The following is a 19,318-nucleotide window of genomic DNA, read 5'->3' as shown; positions in this document are numbered from 1 at the left end:
CGACTCAGTCGACACCTCGGAGGCGCCGGACGGCCGTGACCACGGCGTCCGGCGCCTCCTGCGGCACGTCGTGGCCGATGCCCGGCAGCTCGACCATGTCGACGAGCTGCGGGAACAGCGCAGGATCGGCGGTCGGCTCGCCCGGGATGTCGGCATCCAGTCCGTCGGCGAGCGGCCGGAGCACGATCGTCGGCACGGTGATCGGCGGCTGTGCCGCGATCGCGCGGTCGAGCTCCGCGTAGCGCGGATCGCCGGGCACGAGCGCGTGGCGCACGCGATAGGAGTGCGTCACGACCTCGACGAAGTCGGGATTGTGCAGGCTCGGCGCCGACGCGGCGAACGCGCGCTCCGCATCCGGCCACTCGGGCGACCAGTCCCGCCAGAGCAGGCGGCAGAAGGCCTCGCGGTCGGCCGCCAGCCCGCGGCGACCGCGCTCGGTCTGCAGGTAGTACTGGTACCAGAACGGCTTCTCGGCCACGGGCGGAGCCGGCTCCCCCGCGGTGGCGAGGTCGTGCACGTTGTAGCCGTCGACCGTCACGAGCGAGGCGACGCGCTCAGGCCGCAGCGCCGCGACGACGCAGGCAGCGCGTCCGCCCCAGTCGTAGCCGACCAGGTGCGCCCGCTCGACGCCCAGCGCATCCAGCAGATGCAGCAGGTCGTCGGCCAGCGCCGCCTGCTCCCCCGAGCGCAGCGTCGTCGCATCGCGGAAGCGCGTCGGGCCGAATCCGCGCAGCCACGGCACGATCACGCGCATCCCGTCGTCCGCGAGCGGCGGCGCGACCTCGTCGTAGGCGCGCACGTCGTACGGGAAGCCGTGCAGCAGCACGACCGCGGGGCCGTCGGCGGGGCCGGATTCCCGGTAGGCGATGTCGAGCAGCTCGGTGCGCGCGATGCGGTGCGTCATCCCTCCATGCTCCCGTCGGACTGTAGGGATCCCACAGGGTCACAGCGGATTCTTCGTGGCGTCGATGACGTGGATGCGCGCCGAGCCTGGCAAGGTAGACGGGTGAGTGTCGTCATCGTCGCGCCCGGTCAGGGCTCGCAGACCCCCGGATTCCTCGAACCCTGGCTCGCCGAGCCGCGGTACGCCGAGCACCTCGTCGCCCTCTCTGCGGCGGCCGGCGTCGATCTGGCGGCGCACGGCACGACCTCCGACGCCGACACGATCCGCGACACCGCCGTGGCCCAGCCGCTCATCGTCGGTGCGAGCCTGCTGTCGCTCGCGGCGCTGCTGGAGCGCGTCGACCGCACGAGGCTCGCGGGCATCGCCGGGCACTCGGTCGGCGAGCTCGCCGCCGCGGCCGGCGCCGGCATCCTCTCGGAGGACGACGCGATGCGTCTCGTCGCCGTGCGCGGTCGCGCTATGGCCGCGGCCGCCGCGGAGGCCGAGACCGGCATGAGCGCCGTCATCGGCGCCGACGCGGACGAGCTCGCCGCGAAGCTCGAGCAGCTCGGCCTCTCCCCCGCCAACTACAACGGCGGCGGCCAGATCGTCGTCGCCGGGGCCCTGCCCGCGCTGGCCGCGCTGAAGGACGCGCCGCCCGCCGGAGCCCGCGTCATCCCGCTGCAGGTGGCCGGCGCCTTCCACACCTCCTACATGGGCAGTGCCGTGGATGCGCTCCGCGAGGCCGCGCAGGGCGTCGAGATCGCCGACCCCGCCCTCCCGATCTGGACGAACAAGGACGGCGCGCCGATCACGAGCGGGCCGATCTTCGTCGACCTGCTCGTCGGCCAGGTCGCGTCGCCGGTGCGCTGGGACCTCACGATGGAGGCCTTCGCCGCCGCCGGCGTCACGGGTCTCGTCGAGCTCGCTCCCGCCGGCGCCCTCGTCGGACTCGCCAAGCGCGGCCTCAAGGGCCTGCCGACCGTCGCGGTCAAGACGCCCGCCGACCTGGACGCGGCCGTCGAGCTGATCGGGGCCGCCGCGTGACCGGCCTGAAGCAGTCCGTCGGGCCGCAGTTCACCCGCATCCACGCCCTCGGCGCGGCACGCGGCGATCTCACGGTGCCGAACGCCGACCTGATCGAGCCGATCGACTCGAGCGACGAGTGGATCCGCCAGCGCACCGGCATCATCGAGCGCCGCCGCGCCAGCAAGGGCGTCGACGCCGTCGACCTGGCCGAGACGGCCGCCCGCGAGGCGATCGAGAAGGCCGGGATCCGGCCCGATCAGATCGGCGCCGTGCTCGTCTCGACGATCAGCAACGTCGCCGTCACGCCCTCGATGTCGGCGCTGCTCGCCGACCGCATCGGCGCCACGCCGGCCCCGGCCTACGACATCAGCGCGGCGTGCGCCGGCTACACCTACGGCATCGCCCAGGCGGATGCGCTCATCCGCGCCGGAGCCGCGGAGTACGTGCTCGTGGTGGGCGCCGAGAAGCTCTCGCAGTACGTCATCCCCACCGACCGCACGATCTCGTTCCTGCTCGGCGACGGCGCCGGCGCCGCCGTGATCGGGCCCGCCGACGAGCCCGGCATCTCGGCCTCGGTCTGGGGCTCCGACGGCTCGAAGTGGGGCGCGGTCGGCATGAGCGCGACCTTCGAGCAGTTCCTCGACGGCGACAGCGAGTGGCCCTACATGCGTCAGGACGGCCAGACCGTCTTCCGCTGGGCCGTCTGGGAGATGGCCAAGGTCGCGCAGCAGGCGCTGGATGCGGCGGGTGTGACCGCGGACGACATCGTCGCCTTCGTGCCGCACCAGGCGAACATGCGCATCATCGACGAGCTCGCCAAGCAGCTGAAGCTGCCCGAGCACGTCGCGATCGGCCGCGACATCGCGACGACCGGCAACACGTCGGCCGCCTCGATCCCGCTCGCCACCCACCGTCTGCTCGAGGAGCAGCCCGAGCTCAGCGGCGGCCTGTCGCTGCAGATCGGATTCGGCGCCGGCCTGGTCTTCGGAGCCCAGGTCGTGCGGCTCCCCTAAGCTTTATCCCGGTCAATCGACACCCCCTAGGAGATACGCAATGGCACTGTCCAACGACGAGGTCCTCGCCGGCCTGGCCGAGCTCATCAACGACGAGACCGGCATCGCGACCGACACGGTCGAGCTGGACAAGTCGTTCACCGACGACCTGGACATCGACTCGATCTCGATGATGACCATCGTGGTCAACGCCGAGGAGAAGTTCGACGTGAAGATCCCCGACGAAGAGGTCAAGAACCTCAAGACCGTCGGCGACGCCGTCACCTACATCGTCAACGCGCAGGCCTGACCGCCGCGTCACGACGCATCGAAGGCGGGGGCGCCGTTCCGGTCCCCCGCCTTCTTCGACCACGGCCAGAAGCCGCGCGGTCGATCCATCAGGGAGAGTGAAATGACCAAGAAGATCGTCGTCACCGGCATCGGTGCGTCGTCGCCCCTCGGCGGAACCGTGGCCGAGACCTGGACGGCGCTGCTCGCCGGAGAGTCCGGAGCCCGCACGCTCCCCCACGAGTGGGTGGAGAAGTACGACCTGCCGGTGAAGTTCGCCGCCGAGGCGAAGGTGCGCCCGAGCGAGGTGCTCGAGCGCGTCGAGGTGAAGCGCCTCGACCCGGTGAGCCAGTTCGCCGTGATCGCGTCGCGCGAGGCCTGGGAGGACGCGGGCTCGCCCGAGGTCGAGCCCGAGCGTCTCGGCGTCGATTACGCGACCGGCATCGGCGGCCTCTGGTCGCTGCTCGACGCCTGGGACGTGCTGCGCGAGAAGGGCCCGCGCCGCGTGCTGCCCATGACCGTGCCGATGCTGATGCCGAACGCGGCCTCCGCGGCCGTGTCGATGCGCTTCGAGGCCCGCGCCTTCGCGCGCACGGTCGCCTCCGCCTGCGCCTCCAGCACGGAGTCGCTCGTCAACGCCTACGAGCACCTGCAGGCGGGACTCGCCGACGTGGTCATCGCGGGCGGCTCGGAGTCGGCCATCCACCCGATCACGATGGCGTCGTTCGCCTCGATGCAGGCGCTCTCGAAGCGCAACGACTCGCCCGAGACGGCGTCGCGCCCCTACAGCGTCGACCGCGACGGCTTCGTCATGGGCGAGGGCGCGGCCAGCCTCGTGCTCGAGACCGAGGAGCACGCCAAGGCCCGCGGCGCGAAGATCTACGCCGAGCTCGCCGGCGGCGGCGTGACGGCCGACTCGTACCACATCACGGCGAACGACCCCGAGGGTCGCGGCGCCTCGCGCGCCGTCGCCCTCGCGCTCACAGCGGCCGGCGCCTCGCCCGACGACGTCACGCACATCAACGCGCACGCCACGAGCACCCCGGTCGGCGACATCGCCGAGTACGCGGCGCTCAAGGTCGCGTTCGGCGACCGCGTCGACGGCATCCCGGTCTCGGCGACGAAGGGCGCCACCGGCCACCTGCTCGGCGGCACCGGTGCGCTCGAGGCGATCTTCACGATCCTCGCGCTCCAGCACCGCCAGGCGCCGCCGACGATCAACCTCTCGGAGCAGGACCCCGAGATCCCGCTGACCATCAGCGGCAGCCCGATGGATCTGGGCTCCGGCGACCAGCTGGCGATCTCGAACTCCTTCGGCTTCGGCGGCCACAACGCCGTCGCCGCGTTCCGGAGCGTCTGAGCCGCATCCCCGTGCCGGGCGATGCCCGGACAGACGACGAGCCCCCGCCGTATTCGGCAGGGGCTCGTCTCGTCTCGGCGTCAGAACGCCGAGGAACCTGAGGGTCAGACGCCGAGTCGCGAGCGTCCGAACTCCGCGCGGTGCTGTGCGCGGCGGGTCAGCCAGGCGCGGGCCACGACACCACGGCGGCGACGCAGGCGAGACAGGATGCGCGACACGCGTCAGCCCACCTTGTGCAGCCACACGACCGACGAGTCGTCGGAGGCGGTGCGGAAGGGCTCGAGCTCGTCGTCCCAGGCCTGGCCGAGCGCGAGGCGCAGCTCGCGGTGCAGCTCGAGGGCGTTCGACCCGGCGGTCTCCATGGCCGAGCGCAGGCGGTCCTCGGAGATGACCATATTGCCGGCGGTGTCGGTCTGGGCGAAGAAGACGCCCAGGTCGGGGGTGTGCATCCAGCGGCCGCCGTCGGCGCCGAGCCCGGCGTCTTCGGTCACCTCGTAGCGCAGGTGCTCCCAGCCGCGCAGCGCCGAGGCGATGACGGCGCCGGTGCCCCGCGGACCCTGCCATGAGAATTCGGCGCGCTGGGCACCACGAAGAACGGGCTGCTCTCGCCATTCGACGGTGACGGCATGCCCGAGGGCGCGACCGGCGGCCCATTCGACATGGGGGCAGAGCGCGCGAGGAGCGGAGTGGACGTAGACCACTCCGCGCGACGGTGTTGCGACCACTTTCTTCTCCGATCGTCAGGTGCGACTTCCCCATCGACCTGGCTGCAGAGAATGCTGCGTGCGCTACTCGCGATTATGCCCGACGGCCCCGCGGGATGACAAGCATGTGATTCGCCGTGTCGACCGGCAGCGCGGGCCTCGGCCGCCTCCGACACGGTGAGACGCGCCGCACGCGGATCTAGCGGCGGATGCGCATCGTTCCCTACACTGGGGCCACCCCCGAATCGGGGCCATCGTCCCCGCGCTGGCTCCACCTCTCGCAGTCCCCGCTGCGCTTACCCGAAAGTGGTCTCCCCCGTGGCCGCACGCACCCGTCCCGTCCTGCGCGCTCTTCCCGGCGCCCTCGCACTAGGTCTCGCCCTCTCCGTGGCCGGACCCGCCCTCGCTCACGCCGATGACGCCGCTGCTCCGATCGCGGCGGCCGGCTCGGCCTCGACCGCCGCCGGAACCGCGGTCAGCATCCCGCTGCGCGGCACCAGCTCGACGGGCGAGGCGCTCACCTACCAGCTCGCGCTCTTCGCCAGCTACGGCGATGTCTCCCTGTCGGGCAGCACGGCGGTCTACACGCCGCAGTCCGGCTTCTCCGGCAGCGACCACTTCGCCTTCGTCGTGACCGACAGCCACGGCACCTCGACGCCCGTGAACGTGTCGATCAGCGTCGCGGCGCCGGTCGTCGTCGCTCCCCCCGTCACCTCGGCTCCGGCCGCCCCCGCCGCTCCGGCGCCGGTCGCGAGCGCGGCGCCGTCGACGTCGACGCCGACCGCCCCGGTGGCCTCCGCCCCGGACGAGAGCGCGCCGGCCGACACGACGAGCGCGACCAGCGCGGCGGCCGCGGATGACACCGTGGTCAGCACGGCGATCGAGATCGTTCGCGCGGGCGTCGACGCGGTCGCGAAGACCCAGCGCTGAGCCCCGCCGCTCACTTCGCGCGGTCGTAGCTGTCGACGATCGCGACGGTCAGCGCCCACTCGACCGGCGCGGCGGGGAACAGCATCCGACCCGCGTCGGCGGCGGCTGACCTGATCTCCTCGGCGACGCGATCCGCCAGCTCGGCCGGAGCGTGCACGACGACCTCGTCGTGGAGGAAGAACGCCAGGTGCGGCCGCCGCGCGAAGGGCTCGGGCGCGATGCTCGGCGCCCCCTCGCCGAGCTGCCACAGGCGACGACGCAGCGCACCCATCCAGCACATCGCCCACTCCGCCGCGGTTCCCTGCACGACGAAGTTGCGGGTGAAGCGTCCCCATGAGCGGGCGTCGGTGCGGGCACGGGCGCGCGCCTCGTCGGTGAGCGTCTCGTCGTAGCCCTCGCCCCGCCCGGCGGGTGAGGTGCGGCCGAGCCAGGTGCGCACGCGCTCCCCGCGCTCCCCCGCCCGCGCCGCGTCCTCCACGAGAGCCATCGCCGCGGGGAAGGCGCGGCGCATCCGGGGCAGCACACGACCGCTGACACCGGTCGTGCCGCCGTAGATGGCGCCGAGCATGCCGTACTTCGCCTCCGAGCGATCCGCGACCGCGCCGCTCGCGACGATGCCCTCGTACAGGTCGTGAGCGCGCCCCGCCCGCGCCATCGCCGCGTCGCCGGACATCGCGGCGAGCACGCGCGGCTCGAGCTGCGCGGCATCGGCGACGACGAGCTTCCAGCCCGGATCGGCGACGACGGCGCCGCGCACCTGATGCGGCAGCTGCAGCGCTCCTCCGCCGTCCGAGGCCCAGCGCCCGGTCACGACGCCGCCGACGACGTACACCGGGCGGAAGCGCCCCTCGTGCACCCAGGTGTCGACCCAGTTCCAGCCGTTCGCCGTGAGCACGCGCGCCATCTTCTTGTACTCGAGCAGCGGTGCGATGACGGGATGCTCGATCTCCTTGAGCTCCCACGAGCGCGTCGAGCGCGCGGGCAACCCGGCGTTCTGCAGCGCGCGCAGGAGGCGCTCGGGCGAGTCGGGGTCGAGGTCCGGGGCCTCGAGCAGCTCTCGCAGCCGCACGACGAGCTCCTCCATCCGCCGCGGGCGGCCGGCGACGGGACGGGCGCCGAGCAGGTCGGTCAGGATCTCGTCGTGGCGCGACGCGCTCCAGGGCAGGCCGGCATGCGACATCTCGGCCGCGGTCAGGGCTCCGACGCTCTCCGCGGCCAGCAGGAGCGCGAGCACGCCGCGCTGCGCGCTCTGCGCCACCGCCTCGGTCTGCAACCGGAGCTCGTCGAGCGGGTCGGATCGCTCGGCCGGCGCGGAGAGGTCGAACAGCGTCGTGCCCGAATCGGGCGCGCTCGCGATCGGCGCTCGATCCCAGGCGTCGCGGCGCGCTGCGGCGAGCCGCGAGCCGGCCGCCGCCTCGGCCGAGCGAAGGATGCGGCGGCAGAGACGCAGGTCGACGGCGCGCTCGACCCGGATGCCGCGGCCCAGCAGAGCCGGGTACCACTCGGTCGTATCGGACCAGACCCAGCGGGGGTGCTCGCGCGACTCGTGGCCGCGCATCCACTCGATCAGATCCGCCGCGGCCACGTCGATGCGATGCAGTTCGACGGCGTCGTCGTCGACCGTGACGGCGACGACGCGGTCGCCGCGGCGATCGAGCACGACGGGCACCCCTCGATTCTGCCGCCGACCGGCGACACCCGCCGACGCCGCGACAGGCGCCGGCGCGACGGGATCGAGCGCGCCCGATCAGACGAAGGGCTCGGCGCTCTCCATCAGGCGCGAGCGCAGCAGGAACCGCACGCCCTCGGGCGCCTCGACCGAGAAGCCCGATCCTCGGCCCTTCACCACGTCGACCGTGAGATGGGTATGGCTCCAGTAGGTGAACTGCTCCGACGACATCCAGAACTCGATCGGCTGCGGTTCGCCGCCGTCGGGGGCGATGTCGAAGGTGCCGAGCAGCACGTCCGACGGTCCGGTGAGGAAGTCGCCGGCGGGGAAGCACATCGGCGAGCTGCCGTCGCAGCAGCCGCCCGACTGATGGAACATCAGCGGACCGTGAAGCTGCCAGAGCCGGCGCAGGAGCTCGACCGAGGTGTCGGTGAGCGCGACCCGGGAGACGGATTCTCCTTCGATCGCGACGGTGGAATCGAGAAGTGCGGGCATGGTGGCCTCCTGTCGTCACTGTACGCGCGTGGTGCGGCGGGCGACGGGGAATCCAGGCATCCCGTCGCCCGCCGGATCGTGGAGCCGGGTCCGCGCGACCCGACGCGCGCGGACCCGGTGGGTGGGAGGGTGAGCTCAGAAGAAGCCGAGCTTGCTCTCGCTGTAGCTGACGAGCAGGTTCTTCGTCTGCTGATAGTGGTCGAGCGCGAGCGCGTTGTTCTCACGTCCGATGCCCGAGCTCTTGTAGCCGCCGAACGCCGCTCCGGCCGGATAGGCGTGGTAGTTGTTCACCCACACCCGGCCCGCCTGCAGGTCGCGCCCGGCGCGGTAGGCCACGTTGCCGTTGCGCGACCACACGCCCGCACCGAGGCCGTAGAGCGTGTCGTTGGCGATCGAGATGGCGTCGTCGTAGTCGTCGAAGCTCGTCACGGCGACCACGGGCCCGAAGATCTCCTCCTGGAAGAGGCGCATCTTGTTGTGGCCCTCGAAGATCGTCGGCTGCACGTAGTAGCCGTCGGTCAGGTCGCCGCCGAGGTCGACCCGCTCGCCGCCGAGCGCGAGCTTCGCCCCCTCCTGCTTGCCGATGTCGATGTAGCTGAGGATCTTCTCCAGCTGGTCGTTCGACGCCTGCGCGCCGACCTGGGTGTCGGTGTCGAGCGGGTTGCCCTGCTTCGCGAGCTTGGTGCGCTCGATCGCATCCCCCAGGAAGCTGTCGTAGATCGGCTTGTGCAGCAGCGCGCGGCTCGGGCAGGTGCAGACCTCGCCCTGGTTGAAGGCGAAGAGCACGAAGCCCTCCTGCGCCTTGTCGTAGTAGCTGTCGTTCTGTGCGGCGACGTCGTCGAAGAAGATGTTCGGGCTCTTGCCGCCGAGCTCGAGCGTCGCCGGGATGATGTTCGCCGAGGCGTACTGCAGGATCAGGCGCCCGGTGGTGGTCTCGCCCGTGAAGGCGATCTTGCGGATGCGGGGGCTCGACGCGAGCGGCTTGCCCGCCTCGGCGCCGAAGCCGTTGACGATGTTCACCACGCCCGGGGGCAGGATGTCGCCGATCAGCTCGATCAGCACGAGGATCGACACCGGGGTCTGCTCGGCCGGCTTCAGCACGATCGCGTTGCCGGCGGCGAGGGCCGGCGCGAGCTTCCAGACGGCCATGAGGATCGGGAAGTTCCACGGGATGATCTGCCCGACCACGCCCAGCGGCTCCTTGTAGTGATAGGCGACCGTGTCGTGGTCGAGCGGGGTCGACTCGTCGACCTGCGCGCGGATCACCGAGGCGAAGTAGCGGAAGTGGTCGGCCGCGAGCGGCAGATCCGCGTTGAGCGGCTCGCGGATCGGCTTGCCGTTGTCCCAGGTCTCGGCGACGGCGAGCAGCTCGAGGTTCGCCTCGATCACGTCGGCGATGCGGTTCAGCACGGCGGCGCGCTCGGTCGTCGAGGTGCGGCCCCAGGCGGGGGCGGCCCTGTGCGCCGCGTCGAGTGCGGCGTCGATGTCCTCGGCGGTGCCGCGGGCGACCTCGGCGAACGGCTTGCCGTTGACGGGCGAGATGTCCTCGAAGTACTGGCCCTTCACGGGCGCGACCCACTCACCCCCGATCCAGTGCTCGTAGCGCGGCTTGAAGGTGACCTTCGCGTCGGGCGTGCCGGGTGCGGCGTAGACGGTCATCGCGTTTCTCCAACTCCGTTGTCGGGATGCGGGCGAGGGAGCCCGTGTGCGGCAACGGTAGGCGCGCGGAGGTTGCGAGGAGTTGCGAGGGGGCGCTCGGCTCCTCAGCCCAGCTCGGCCTGGATGCGCTCGATGCGCGTGACGACGCCGGCGCGCTTCGGAGAGCGCGCGGGCAGCATCCGCAGCACCTGCTGCCAGACCTCGACGTCCCAGGCGGCGTCGTCGGTGCGGGCGTAGTCGAGCAGCGTGTCGACCGCGGCGTCGGCCATGAGCGTCTCGCGCAGCACGGCGGCCAGCTCGGTGCGGATCTCGATCACACCGGGTGCGCTCGACCGCGGCAGCAGCGGGCCCCGGTAGGCGCCGAGGGCCACCTTGTGCGCGCCGCGCTCCAGGAACCCGAGCAGGCGCTGCGCATCCAGCTCGACCGGCTCGGGAAGTCGGTAGGGCTTCGACAGCGGGGCGAAGCGCTCGGGCAGCGCCTTGCGCAGCCGCACCATCTCGGCGCGCAGGGTGACGAGCGCGTCGTCGCGTCCGTAGAGCAGCTCGGCGAGGCGCTCGGCGCTGAGCCCGCCGCGGTGCCAGGCGAGCAGCGTCAGCATCTCGGCGTGTCGCAGGCTCAGCTCGTGCCGGTCGACACCCCAGGCGAGCTCGCCGTCGTCGCGCCCCAGCACGTGCAGCTCGGGCACGACCGGGCGGGTGACGGGAGCCCGGTTCGCACGGCGGCTCGGAGCGACGGCGTCGTCGAGGCGCTGCAGTCGCAGCTCGGCCTCGACCGCCGCCACCGCCGCCTCGAGCAGCGGCAGCGTCGCCGGGGCGACGGCCTCGTCTCCCCCGGTGATGTCGATCACGCCGAGCACCGCGCCGCTGGCGGGGTCGTGCACGGGCACGGCCGTGCAGCTCCAGGGGTGCACGAGGCGCGTGAAGTGCTCGGGTCCGGAGATCTGGATGCCGTGATCGAGCTGCAGGGCCGTGCCCGGCGCGCTGGTGCCGACCACCGACTCCGACCAGTCCGCGCCTTCGACGAACAGCATCCCCTCGGCGCGTCGCCGCAGCTCGCGGTCGCCGTCGATCCAGAGCAGGCGCCCCGCCTCGTCGCCGATCGCGACGATGAGCCCGGCGTCGAAGGTGTGCCGGATCAGCAGGCGGTGCAGCGTCGGCAGCGCGTGACGCAGTGGATGCTGCTCCCGGTACGAGCGCAGCTCGCCGTCGCCGAGCGGCAGCCGCGCGAGCGCCTTGTCGGGGTCGATCTCGAGAGCGAGCGAACGCCGCCACGACTCCTCGACGAGCGGGCGGATGCCGGGGCTCTCGGAACGGTCGCCGACGACGCGGTCGTGCGCGACCCGCAGGGTGGCCCTGAGGTCGACGGGCGCTGCGGTCCAGGGACTGGACATGCCGACTCCGATCATCATCGCTCGTGAGTTGGTACAGAGTAGCGCCTGGATCGGGGGCCGGGATGCGCGCCGGGTGCGGCGCCCGTCAGTCCCCGAGGCCCGGCTTCACGTCGCGCACGATCGACTCGAGCATGCGGGCGTTGAGCTCGACGCCCAGCTGGTTCGGCACCGTGACGAGGATCGTGTCGGCGGCCTGTACGGCGGGGTCGGCGGCGAGCTCCTCGACGATGCGATCGGGCTCGCCGATGTAGCTGCGGCCGAAGCGGGCGACCGTCGTCGCATCCAGGTGCCCGACCTGGTCTTGCGAATCGGCCTCGGCGCGCAGGCCGAACCAGTGCCGCGTCTCGTCGTCGATGATCGGCAGGATGCTGCGGCTGATCGACACGCGCGGCGTGCGCTCGTGGCCGGCGGCGGCCCAGGCATCCCGGAACAGCTGGATCTGCTCCGCCTGCAGCTCGCCCAGCGGCACGCCCGTGTCCTCGGTGAGCAGCGTGCTGCTCATGAGGTTCATGCCGAGCTCGGCGGCCGTGACGGCGGTCGCGCGGCTGCCGGCGCCCCACCAGATGCGGTCGCGCAGCCCCTCGGAGCGCGGCTCGATCGGCACGGGCCGCGACTGGCCGGTCATCGCGGGATTCGACATCGCGACGCCCGCGCCGTCGAGCGCAGCCAGCAGCACCTCGGTCTTGTCGCGGGCCATCTGCGCCTCGGCGGCGGGACCCTCGCCGCCGTCGGCCGGCGCGTAGCCGAAGGAGCGCCAGCCGTCGATCGCCGTCTCGGGCGACCCGCGGCTGATGCCGAGCTGCAGTCGGCCCTGCCGACCGCTGCCCGCGCTGATCAGATCGGCCGCGGCCGCCTCCTCCGCGAAGTAGAGCGGGTTCTCGTAGCGCATGTCGATCACGCCGGTGCCGATCTCGATCCGGCTCGTGCGAGCCGCGACCGCGGCCAGCAGCGGGAAGGGCGCCGCGAGCTGGCGCGCGAAGTGGTGCACGCGGAAGAACGCTCCGTCGACGCCGACCTCCTCGGCGGCGACCGCGAGCTCGATCGACTGGAGCAGCGCATCCTGGGCCGTGCGGACCAGCGAGCCGGGGACCGCCTGATGATGACCGAAGGAGAGGAATCCGATGCGCTTCACAGTGGATGCGAACGCATCGATCGGGCGGGATGTTCCCGCACGGCCGTGTCCGGCGGGCTCCGGCGCTCGGATCGGCGAGGCCGGTCGCCTGCGCGCCGCGCTCAGTGCAGCAGGGCGCCCGCCTTCGACAGCACGTTCTTCTCCCCCGCCTCGATCGGCACGGTGAAGCGGTTCTGCTTCGGCGGCATCGGGCAGTTGAAGGCGTAGCTGAAGGCGCACGGCGGCAGCACGGCCTGGTTGAAGTCGAGCGTGATCGTGCCGTCGGGGCGCGGCGCCACGAAGAGGAAACGGCCGACGCTGTAGGTCGAGTCTCCGCTCGTCGCGTCGGCGAACACGATCTGCAGGGCGCGACCCGACTTGAAGGCGGCCAGGTCGTAGTCGACGCCGTCCTTCGAGAAGGTGATCGACCCGGGGATGACCTCGTCGCGGGTCTGCCCGTCGTCCTTGAGGTGCTCGAAGCCGAGCGTCGTGCCCTCGGGGTTCGGCGTGAACGCGGCCTGCACGATCCACTCGGGGTTGAAGTCGAAGGTGTCGATCGAGCCGAAGTCGCGGATCGCGTCGGATTCCGCATCCCAGACCCGCAGCGCGTAGCTGCCGCCGTGCTGGGCGATGACGAACCCGCTGACGGTGTCGCTGAAGACGACCTCGCTCGGCGACTCGTCGTCCTTGCCGCGCACGGTCGCGGTGCCGTCGACGAGCTCGCCGTCGACGCGGATGCCGTCGGCGGCCGTCGCGGTCACGGTGAGACCCGAGCCGCCGTCGGTGCGCGGCGCCCAGGTGCCGGGCACGCCCCAGATCGTCTGCTCCGCATCCACCTGCTGGGTCTGCGTGAGGGCGAGCGATCCGCGCGGCTGCACGACCGACTCCTCGCGGCGGGCGTGGAAGCGAGCGAGCACCTCCTGCGGCGTCGCGGGGGTCTGCTGGGTCGCTGCGTCGGTCATCGGATCGTCTCGCTCTCGCTCGTCGGGGGTGCTCATCCTGTCACTGACGTCGGACACAACCGCCCAGGACACGGCGGTCATTCCCCGCCCCGGCGCCGCCTCGCGTGTCGCCGTCGTGTTGGCCGTGGGTGGCGCCGGCCGGGTGAGCGTCGGGCTTGGGTCGGTGTCGGGCGCGGGTCGGATGCGGTCAGCCGCGGGTCAGCACTCGCGGGCGAAGTAGATCGGCGCGTCGATCAGCGCCAGCTTGCCGCTCTCGATGCGCGCCAGCGCCCCGAAGTACTGGCTCGGATCGCTCGTCGGCGATCCGCCGGCCACGTCGTAGTGCACCTCGAGGCCGCCGTCGACGTCGAAGCGCGGCGCCTGCACGTTGCCCTCGAGCACGGCCGTGCGGGTGGCTCCGATCGCCTGCCCGCTCGGGATCTCGATCGGCACGCCGCCGGTCGTCGTCGCCGCGTCGGCGGTGACGTAGAAGCCCGCGTTGTCCGGCCGGGTCAGGCCGTCGACCGAGCTGAAGAGGTGGAGGCCGCCGAAGCTCTGCTCGTCGAGCTGCGGGTAGCAGGTGTCGTCGGTGACGGTCGCCGCGACCGGCGTCTCGTCGAGTGCGCGCTGCAGCTGCGAGGCCGCCGTGACCGCATCGGTCACGAACGGGACGTCGGCGACGGTGCCGCCGTCGCTGTCGAGCACGCTCACGCTGTCGGCGTCGATCACGACCTTCGCCGTGGTCGCGGGAGCCTCGGTGGGGCTCGCGCTCGGCTTCGTCGCCGCCTTCGTCGCGGACGGCTTCGACGTGGGCTCGGCGGCACCGGAGGCGCATCCGCTCAGGGCGACGGCGAGAGCCGCGCAGAGCGCGAGAGCAGCCACGGCGGAACGACGAGGCGCGGCGAGTCGGGGGGCACGCGGCATGTCGACAGCCTAGATCAGGGTTCCGCGGGGCCACGTACGGGGCGGCCCGGAGATCACGACGGCGCGATCGTCGGGGCGCCACTGGACTCCCCGATGACGGCGGTCCCCTCGACGTCGTCGTCGCGCACGACGCGTCCGACCAGACCCACGGCGTGCATCAGCGCGAGGTCCGTCGGCGCCTGGCGCGGGCTCGTCTCGAGCACCACGATCCCGTGCGGTGCGAGCCACGAGGGCGCCTCGCTCAGGATGCGGCGGTGCAGGTCGAGCCCGTCTCCGCCGCCGTCCAGCGCGATCGGCGCCTCGTGGTCGCGTGCCTCGGAGGGCATGAGCGCGATCTCGGCGGTCGGGACGTAGGGGGCGTTCGCGACGACCACGTCGATGCGGCCGCGCAGCGCCGCCGGGACCGCGCCGAACAGGTCCCCGACGCGGGCACGGCTCGGATCCACGCCCACGCCGGCCAGGGTTCGGCGTGCACAGGCGATCGCGGCCGCGTCGAGATCGCCGAGGTGCAGCTGCAGGGAGGCCCCGGGATGCTCGGCCGCGAGGGCTGCGCTCACGGCGCCGGCTCCGCAGCAGAGCTCGACCACGATCGCGCCGGGGCGGAGAGCCGTGGCCACCGCATCCACGAGCACGCCGCTGCGCGCGCGCGGCACGAACACGCCGGGGGCGACCGCGACGCGCAACCCGCGGAACTCCGCCCAGCCCAGCAGGTGCTCGAGCGGCTCCCCCGCGATCCGCCGGACCACGATGGCCTCTCGGCGGTCGGCGTCGGCGAACTCGGCGTGGATGAGTGCCGCCTCGTCCTCGGCGTAGACGCAGCCGGCCCCGCGGAGGCGCAGCACGTCGGCGGCGAACGCGGCAGTTGCCTCGCGGTCGGGAGGCCGATTGGCGGGCGTTCCGGGGTCGTGCGTCGTCACTCGGCCATCGTGCCGGATCGCAGCTGAGCGAGCATCCGCGGGGCATCTCCCGAGCCCCAGTGCTCGACGATGTGCCCGCCCTGGCAGCGGAAGAAGCCGAACTCGGTCATGTCGACGACGAGCCCGGGCCGGTCGACGCCGAGCCACGGGGTCGCCTGCGTGCCGGTGAAGCGCATCCGCGCGGCCACGCGGCGCCCGTTCGAGATCGTCTCGAGCACCTCCCAGTGGGCGTCGGGGAAGGCGCGCCAGAGCGCCGAGAGCCGACCGACGATGCGGTTGCGGCCGATGGCCTCGCCGTCGATCGCGATGTCGGCCGAGAACAGCGCCGCCGCCGCATCCGGGTCGTGCTCGTTGCACGCGGAGATGAGTCGGGCGAACAGGAGTCGCGGTTCGACCACGCCGAACGGCGACCCGGGCCCGCCCTGACCGAGTTCGGGTCGCATGGGGTAGACCTATCGCGCGCGCGGCGTCGAGCGGAAGCGCTCACACGGGATTCTCACGATCGCGTCGCGGGCGCGACATGTGAACACGGCTGTGTTCACGGCAGGCCGTGCGACAGTGCGGGGCGCCGCCGACGATGTCGGTAGGGCGGACGGGACTTGAACCCGTGACCGACGGATTATGAGTCCGCTGCTCTGACCAGCTGAGCTACCGCCCCGTTGCCCGCGGCGACCGCGGGCGTGTTCACGATAGCGGGAGCGGGCGGGTGCTCCGTTCAGGCGCGGGGCGCGCATCCACGCGCCGGTGTCGGGAGCTGCGGGATGCGCGACGCGCGCAGCGCGAGCGCTCAGGCGGTGCGCGGCTCGGGGGCCGGCGGCAGCGGCTCTCCGCGGTAGAGCGCCTCGAAGATGTCGAGCGTGTGCTCGACGTCGTGCACGGCCGAGAGGCGCAGCGAGGCTTCGCGCATCGCGCGCAGCTTCTCCTCGGGCGCGGTCAGCACATCCGTCAGTCGCGCGGCGAAGCCGTCGATGTCGCCGGGCTCGAAGAGATAGCCGTTGACGCCCTCGTCGACCAGGTGCGGCAGCGCCATCGCGTTCGCGGCGACGATGGGCTGGCCGGAGGCCATCGCCTCGAGTGTCGTGATGCTCTGCAGCTCGGCCACCGACGGCATCGCGAACACCTTCGCCCTCGTCAGCGTCGCCCGCAGCTCGTCGTAGCTGACCTTGCCGGCGAGGCGCACGCGATCCTGCAGACCGAGCTCCTGGATGAGGGCGGCCAGCTTCGCCTTCTGGTCGCCGTCGCCCATGATGACGGCCTTCGCATCCAGCGCCGGGTCGAGCTTCGCGACGGCTTTCACCAGCTCGTCGATCTTCTTCTCGTCGTCGAGGCGGCCGAGGAACACGATCAGGTTCTCGTCGCGCGGGCCGAGGTCGGCGGTGTACTTCGACAGCGCGATGCCGTTCGAGATCGCGACCGTGTCGTGCAGGCCGGTGTGCTTGTCGAAGTAGTCGGCCGAGCGCTGCGTCGGCGCCGTCACGGCGTCGGCGAGTCCGAACCACTTGCCCGCCGAGGCCCACTGCAGCCGCACGAGCCAGCGCAGCATCGGCGGCGGCAGGAAGTGCACGTGCTGCGTGATGTTCTCGGGCATCGTGTGGTTGGTGCCGACGAGGCGGATGCCCTTCTCGCGCGCGGCGGGCGCGAGACCACGCCCTACCACGATGTGCGACTGGAAGTGCACGACGTCGGGCTGCACCTCGGCGATCACGCGACGCGCGTTCGCCAGCACGCGCCACGGCAGCGCGAAGCGCAGCCACGGGTGCGGGAACCAGCGCCAGCTCAGCAGTCGGTGCACCGGCAGCGTCACGCCGCCGTGCTCCTCCTGACGCAGGCCCCAGCCGTTATCGGGCGAGGGAGCGAAGACGTGCACGTCGTGACCGCGGCGCTTGAGGCCGGCGGCGAGCTGACGCGCGAAGGTCGCCGAGCCGTTGATGTCGGGCGGGAAGGTGTCGGCGCCGACGATCACCCGGAGCGGACGGCGGGCGGCCGCGCCGCCGGTGCTGCCGTCGGGAGCGGTGCTGTCGGAGTGGGCGGTGGTCCCGTCGGTCACGGCGCGGTGGTCCCTCGGTCGGCGAACATCCCCGCCACGCTACCTCAGGGCAGATCGCGCCCCGGGTGCGCGCGCGGCGAGGCGGCATCCTCGTCACGCGGCTCGACGGGGACCGGCTCGGGGTCGTCGTCGGGGAGCGTGCGCTCGGCGTCGGTTCCGCTCGGCGGGGTCGTCGGCAGGGGCTCGGGAGGCGCATCCGCTCGCCCCTCGAGAACCCGCCGCTCGGCCGCCTCAACCGCTGGCGTCGCGGCGATCGGCGTCACCTCGCCGGTATCGCGCTGGTGCGTCTGCGGATGATGACGTGCCAGCTGGAAGACCCCGAACACCGCCACGGCGCCGGCGACGATCCAGGCGATGATCGCCGGCAGCGGGACCTTCGAGGCCTCACCGAGCACCACGACGGCGATCGCCACGGCGACCATCGGATCGACGACCGTCAGCCCGGCGATCACCAGGTCGGGCGACCCGACCGAGTAGGCGGTCTGCACGAAGTAGGCGCCCAGCGCCGCCGCCCCGATCAGCGCGACGATCGCCAGGATGCTCAGCCACTCGAAGTTGCCGGTGCGGATGCGCGTGATCACGACCTTGGCGAGGGTGGCGACGAAGCCGTAGAGCACGCCCGCGGCGATGATGTAGAACAGCGCCGGCAGCTTCTGGCGGAACAGCGCGAAGCCGGTCGCCAGCACCGCCACGACGACCGCCAGGATGATGACCACCGTGAGCAGCTGCGTCTCGCCGATGTGGGTGTCGACCGCGAAGATCGCCGCCGTCACGACGAACACGCCGACGCCCGCGACGCACAGCGAGATCGCCCGGATCGCCTGCTTGTCGAGCCGCACCTTCGACACGCGGGCATTGAGCATCGACGTGATGATCAGGCCGACGACGCCGAGCGGCTGCACGACGATGAGCGGCGCGAAGCCGAGGCTCGTGAGCTGGAACACGATCGCGAGCCCGAGCATGATCGAGCCGAACAGCCACGAGGGGCGCACCAGCAGGCGCAGCAGCTGCTGCAGGTTCAGGCCGGCCTTCGCGCCGGAGCCGTGCGACGCCTCCACCTTGACGACGCCGCGATGCTGCAGCTGCGCGCCGACCGAGAGGAACACCGCGCCGACCAGCGCGATCAGGATGCCGACGAGGGCGTTCCCGTCCAGGGTCTGGAGGTTCTCGAGGTCGGGCGACACCCTGCGACACTACCCGCGCATCCCCCGATAGCCTGGACATATGGCCGTCCTCCCCATCTGCATCACGGGAGAACCCGTGCTCCACCAGCGGGCCGACGAGGTCGGGACGATCGACGATCGCATCCGCACGCTCGTGACCGACCTGTACGACACCATGGCCGCCGCGCCGGGTGTCGGTCTGGCGGCGCCGCAGGTCGGCATCCCGCTGCGGCTCTTCGTCTACGACTGGACCGACGAGGACGGGCGCCGTCACCGCGGCACCGCGATCAACCCGACCCTCTTCATCGCGCCGGGTCCGATCGGCGAGCCGGACGAGGACGACGACTCCGAGGGCTGCCTCTCGGTGCCGGGCGAGCGCTTCCCGCTGCTGCGGTCGCAGCGCGCCCTGCTGCGCGCGACCGACGTGGGCGGCAACGACTACGAGATCGAGGCGACCGGCTGGCTCGCCCGCATCTTCCAGCACGAGTACGACCACCTCGACGGTGTGCTCTACGTCGACCGCCTCCAGCTGCCGTTCTCGCGCCGTGCGCAGAAGGCCGTGCGGAAACAGGGCTGGGGCGCCGCCGGCGCCTCGTGGCTGCCGGGCGTCGACGACCTCGAGGGCTGAGCGACCGCGCCCTGTCGGAAACTCAGGCGTTGTGCGTGTGGCGATGACGTCGCGGCGCGCGGAATCAAAGGTGTGGCGGATCAACGCCTGAGTTTCCGACATCGCGTCGAGCGGCTCGGCTCGGCAGCTGCGCGGATGGCGTTGCGTGGGAGCGCGGCGCCGGGTGGATGCGTGGAGTCGGGTGGTT

At 72.2% G+C, this 19,318-nt stretch carries 19 protein-coding genes and 1 tRNA gene; 6 read left to right on the top strand and 14 right to left on the bottom strand.

All coding sequences use genetic code 11. From position 1 onward, the window contains the following. Window positions 1–4: 4 nt before the first annotated feature. Window positions 5–904 (bottom strand): alpha/beta fold hydrolase, encoded by a 900-nt coding sequence (locus FJ658_RS12025; protein WP_141145617.1) that lies wholly within the window; start codon window positions 902–904, stop codon window positions 5–7. 102 nt (window positions 905–1,006) lie between these two features. On the opposite strand from FJ658_RS12025, the gene FJ658_RS12020 reads away from it, so the two are divergent. From FJ658_RS12020 to FJ658_RS12005, 4 genes are all read left to right on the top strand, one after another. After that, window positions 1,007–1,930: an ACP S-malonyltransferase gene (locus FJ658_RS12020; RefSeq protein ID WP_255447704.1), complete on the top strand. Its 924-nt coding sequence runs from the start codon at window positions 1,007–1,009 to the stop codon at window positions 1,928–1,930. After that, the gene (locus tag FJ658_RS12015) at window positions 1,927–2,925 is read left to right on the top strand and encodes a beta-ketoacyl-ACP synthase III (RefSeq protein WP_141145615.1); all 999 of its coding nucleotides are present in this window, start codon (window positions 1,927–1,929) and stop codon (window positions 2,923–2,925) included. Before FJ658_RS12020 ends, FJ658_RS12015 begins: the two co-directional genes overlap by 4 nt. A 40-nt stretch (window positions 2,926–2,965) precedes the next feature. Continuing rightward, on the top strand, window positions 2,966–3,214 hold the full coding sequence (locus FJ658_RS12010) for an acyl carrier protein (RefSeq protein ID WP_141145614.1): 249 nt from the start codon (window positions 2,966–2,968) through the stop codon (window positions 3,212–3,214). A 102-nt stretch (window positions 3,215–3,316) separates the two neighbouring features. Continuing rightward, on the top strand, window positions 3,317–4,552 hold the full coding sequence (locus FJ658_RS12005) for a beta-ketoacyl synthase (RefSeq protein ID WP_141145613.1): 1,236 nt from the start codon (window positions 3,317–3,319) through the stop codon (window positions 4,550–4,552). Window positions 4,553–4,773: 221 nt separating this feature from the next. Here FJ658_RS12005 and FJ658_RS12000 read toward each other — a convergent pair whose 3' ends face one another. Further along, a complete protein-coding gene (locus FJ658_RS12000; RefSeq protein WP_181408439.1) occupies window positions 4,774–5,277 on the bottom strand; it encodes a DUF3145 domain-containing protein in 504 nt (167 codons plus the stop codon). Between the two features lie 366 nt (window positions 5,278–5,643). On the opposite strand from FJ658_RS12000, the gene FJ658_RS11995 reads away from it, so the two are divergent. Beyond that, complete coding sequence (locus FJ658_RS11995; RefSeq protein WP_141145612.1) at window positions 5,644–6,186, top strand: Ig-like domain-containing protein; 543 nt, start codon at window positions 5,644–5,646, stop codon at window positions 6,184–6,186. Window positions 6,187–6,196: 10 nt separating this feature from the next. Here FJ658_RS11995 and FJ658_RS11990 read toward each other — a convergent pair whose 3' ends face one another. The 12 genes from FJ658_RS11990 to FJ658_RS11935 all read right to left on the bottom strand — a co-directional run bounded on the left by FJ658_RS11990 (window position 6,197) and on the right by FJ658_RS11935 (window position 18,524). After that, window positions 6,197–7,855 carry a bifunctional 3'-5' exonuclease/DNA polymerase gene (locus tag FJ658_RS11990; protein ID WP_141145611.1) on the bottom strand — a complete coding sequence of 553 codons (1,659 nt, stop codon included), beginning with the start codon at window positions 7,853–7,855 and terminating at the stop codon, window positions 6,197–6,199. Between the two features lie 78 nt (window positions 7,856–7,933). Beyond that, the gene (locus FJ658_RS11985) at window positions 7,934–8,350 is read right to left on the bottom strand and encodes a DUF779 domain-containing protein (RefSeq protein WP_141145610.1); all 417 of its coding nucleotides are present in this window, start codon (window positions 8,348–8,350) and stop codon (window positions 7,934–7,936) included. A 135-nt stretch (window positions 8,351–8,485) separates the two neighbouring features. Next, window positions 8,486–10,009: an aldehyde dehydrogenase family protein gene (locus FJ658_RS11980; RefSeq protein ID WP_141145609.1), complete on the bottom strand. Its 1,524-nt coding sequence runs from the start codon at window positions 10,007–10,009 to the stop codon at window positions 8,486–8,488. Window positions 10,010–10,113: 104 nt separating this feature from the next. Further along, entirely contained in the window at window positions 10,114–11,400 is a 1,287-nt protein-coding gene (locus FJ658_RS11975; protein WP_141145608.1) for a GAF domain-containing protein, read from the bottom strand. Window positions 11,401–11,485: 85 nt separating this feature from the next. Further along, window positions 11,486–12,532: an LLM class flavin-dependent oxidoreductase gene (locus FJ658_RS11970; protein WP_141145607.1), complete on the bottom strand. Its 1,047-nt coding sequence runs from the start codon at window positions 12,530–12,532 to the stop codon at window positions 11,486–11,488. Between the two features lie 101 nt (window positions 12,533–12,633). Beyond that, complete coding sequence (locus tag FJ658_RS11965) at window positions 12,634–13,473, bottom strand: DUF1684 domain-containing protein (protein WP_141145606.1); 840 nt, start codon at window positions 13,471–13,473, stop codon at window positions 12,634–12,636. 198 nt (window positions 13,474–13,671) lie between these two features. Continuing rightward, entirely contained in the window at window positions 13,672–14,376 is a 705-nt protein-coding gene (locus tag FJ658_RS11960) for a hypothetical protein (RefSeq protein ID WP_141145605.1), read from the bottom strand. A 53-nt stretch (window positions 14,377–14,429) separates the two neighbouring features. Beyond that, complete coding sequence (locus tag FJ658_RS11955) at window positions 14,430–15,293, bottom strand: putative protein N(5)-glutamine methyltransferase (RefSeq protein WP_255447703.1); 864 nt, start codon at window positions 15,291–15,293, stop codon at window positions 14,430–14,432. After that, window positions 15,290–15,736 carry an ester cyclase gene (locus tag FJ658_RS11950; RefSeq protein WP_141145604.1) on the bottom strand — a complete coding sequence of 149 codons (447 nt, stop codon included), beginning with the start codon at window positions 15,734–15,736 and terminating at the stop codon, window positions 15,290–15,292. The genes FJ658_RS11955 and FJ658_RS11950 overlap by 4 nt, the downstream gene beginning before the upstream one ends. 141 nt (window positions 15,737–15,877) lie before the next feature. Continuing rightward, window positions 15,878–15,951: transfer RNA gene (locus FJ658_RS11945), tRNA-Ile, on the bottom strand. Window positions 15,952–16,080: 129 nt separating this feature from the next. Beyond that, the gene (locus tag FJ658_RS11940) at window positions 16,081–17,340 is read right to left on the bottom strand and encodes a glycosyltransferase (RefSeq protein WP_141145603.1); all 1,260 of its coding nucleotides are present in this window, start codon (window positions 17,338–17,340) and stop codon (window positions 16,081–16,083) included. Window positions 17,341–17,384: 44 nt separating this feature from the next. Continuing rightward, a complete protein-coding gene (locus FJ658_RS11935) occupies window positions 17,385–18,524 on the bottom strand; it encodes a DMT family transporter (protein ID WP_181408438.1) in 1,140 nt (379 codons plus the stop codon). A 40-nt stretch (window positions 18,525–18,564) separates the two neighbouring features. Between FJ658_RS11935 and def the strand changes: the two genes are divergently transcribed. Next, complete coding sequence (gene def / locus FJ658_RS11930; RefSeq protein WP_141145602.1) at window positions 18,565–19,131, top strand: peptide deformylase; 567 nt, start codon at window positions 18,565–18,567, stop codon at window positions 19,129–19,131. Window positions 19,132–19,318: the final 187 nt, after the last annotated feature.

This window comes from Schumannella sp. 10F1B-5-1 (assembly GCF_006517535.1).
GTDB lineage: Bacteria > Actinomycetota > Actinomycetes > Actinomycetales > Microbacteriaceae > Schumannella.
This window is presented reverse-complemented; position numbering and strand designations above follow the sequence as displayed.

Bases quoted from the DNA above. Each gene is read 5' to 3' on its own strand.
- FJ658_RS12025 (WP_141145617.1), bottom strand. From the start codon at position 904: ATGACGCACCGCATCGCGCGCACCGAGCTGCTCGACATCGCCTACCGG.
- FJ658_RS12010 (WP_141145614.1), top strand. From the start codon at position 2,966: ATGGCACTGTCCAACGACGAGGTCCTCGCCGGCCTGGCCGAGCTCATC.
- FJ658_RS12005 (WP_141145613.1), top strand. From the start codon at position 3,317: ATGACCAAGAAGATCGTCGTCACCGGCATCGGTGCGTCGTCGCCCCTC.
- FJ658_RS11985 (WP_141145610.1), bottom strand. From the start codon at position 8,350: ATGCCCGCACTTCTCGATTCCACCGTCGCGATCGAAGGAGAATCCGTC.
- FJ658_RS11980 (WP_141145609.1), bottom strand. From the start codon at position 10,009: ATGACCGTCTACGCCGCACCCGGCACGCCCGACGCGAAGGTCACCTTC.
- FJ658_RS11975 (WP_141145608.1), bottom strand. From the start codon at position 11,400: ATGTCCAGTCCCTGGACCGCAGCGCCCGTCGACCTCAGGGCCACCCTG.
- FJ658_RS11965 (WP_141145606.1), bottom strand. From the start codon at position 13,473: ATGACCGACGCAGCGACCCAGCAGACCCCCGCGACGCCGCAGGAGGTG.
- FJ658_RS11960 (WP_141145605.1), bottom strand. From the start codon at position 14,376: ATGCCGCGTGCCCCCCGACTCGCCGCGCCTCGTCGTTCCGCCGTGGCT.
- FJ658_RS11950 (WP_141145604.1), bottom strand. From the start codon at position 15,736: ATGCGACCCGAACTCGGTCAGGGCGGGCCCGGGTCGCCGTTCGGCGTG.
- def (WP_141145602.1), top strand. From the start codon at position 18,565: ATGGCCGTCCTCCCCATCTGCATCACGGGAGAACCCGTGCTCCACCAG.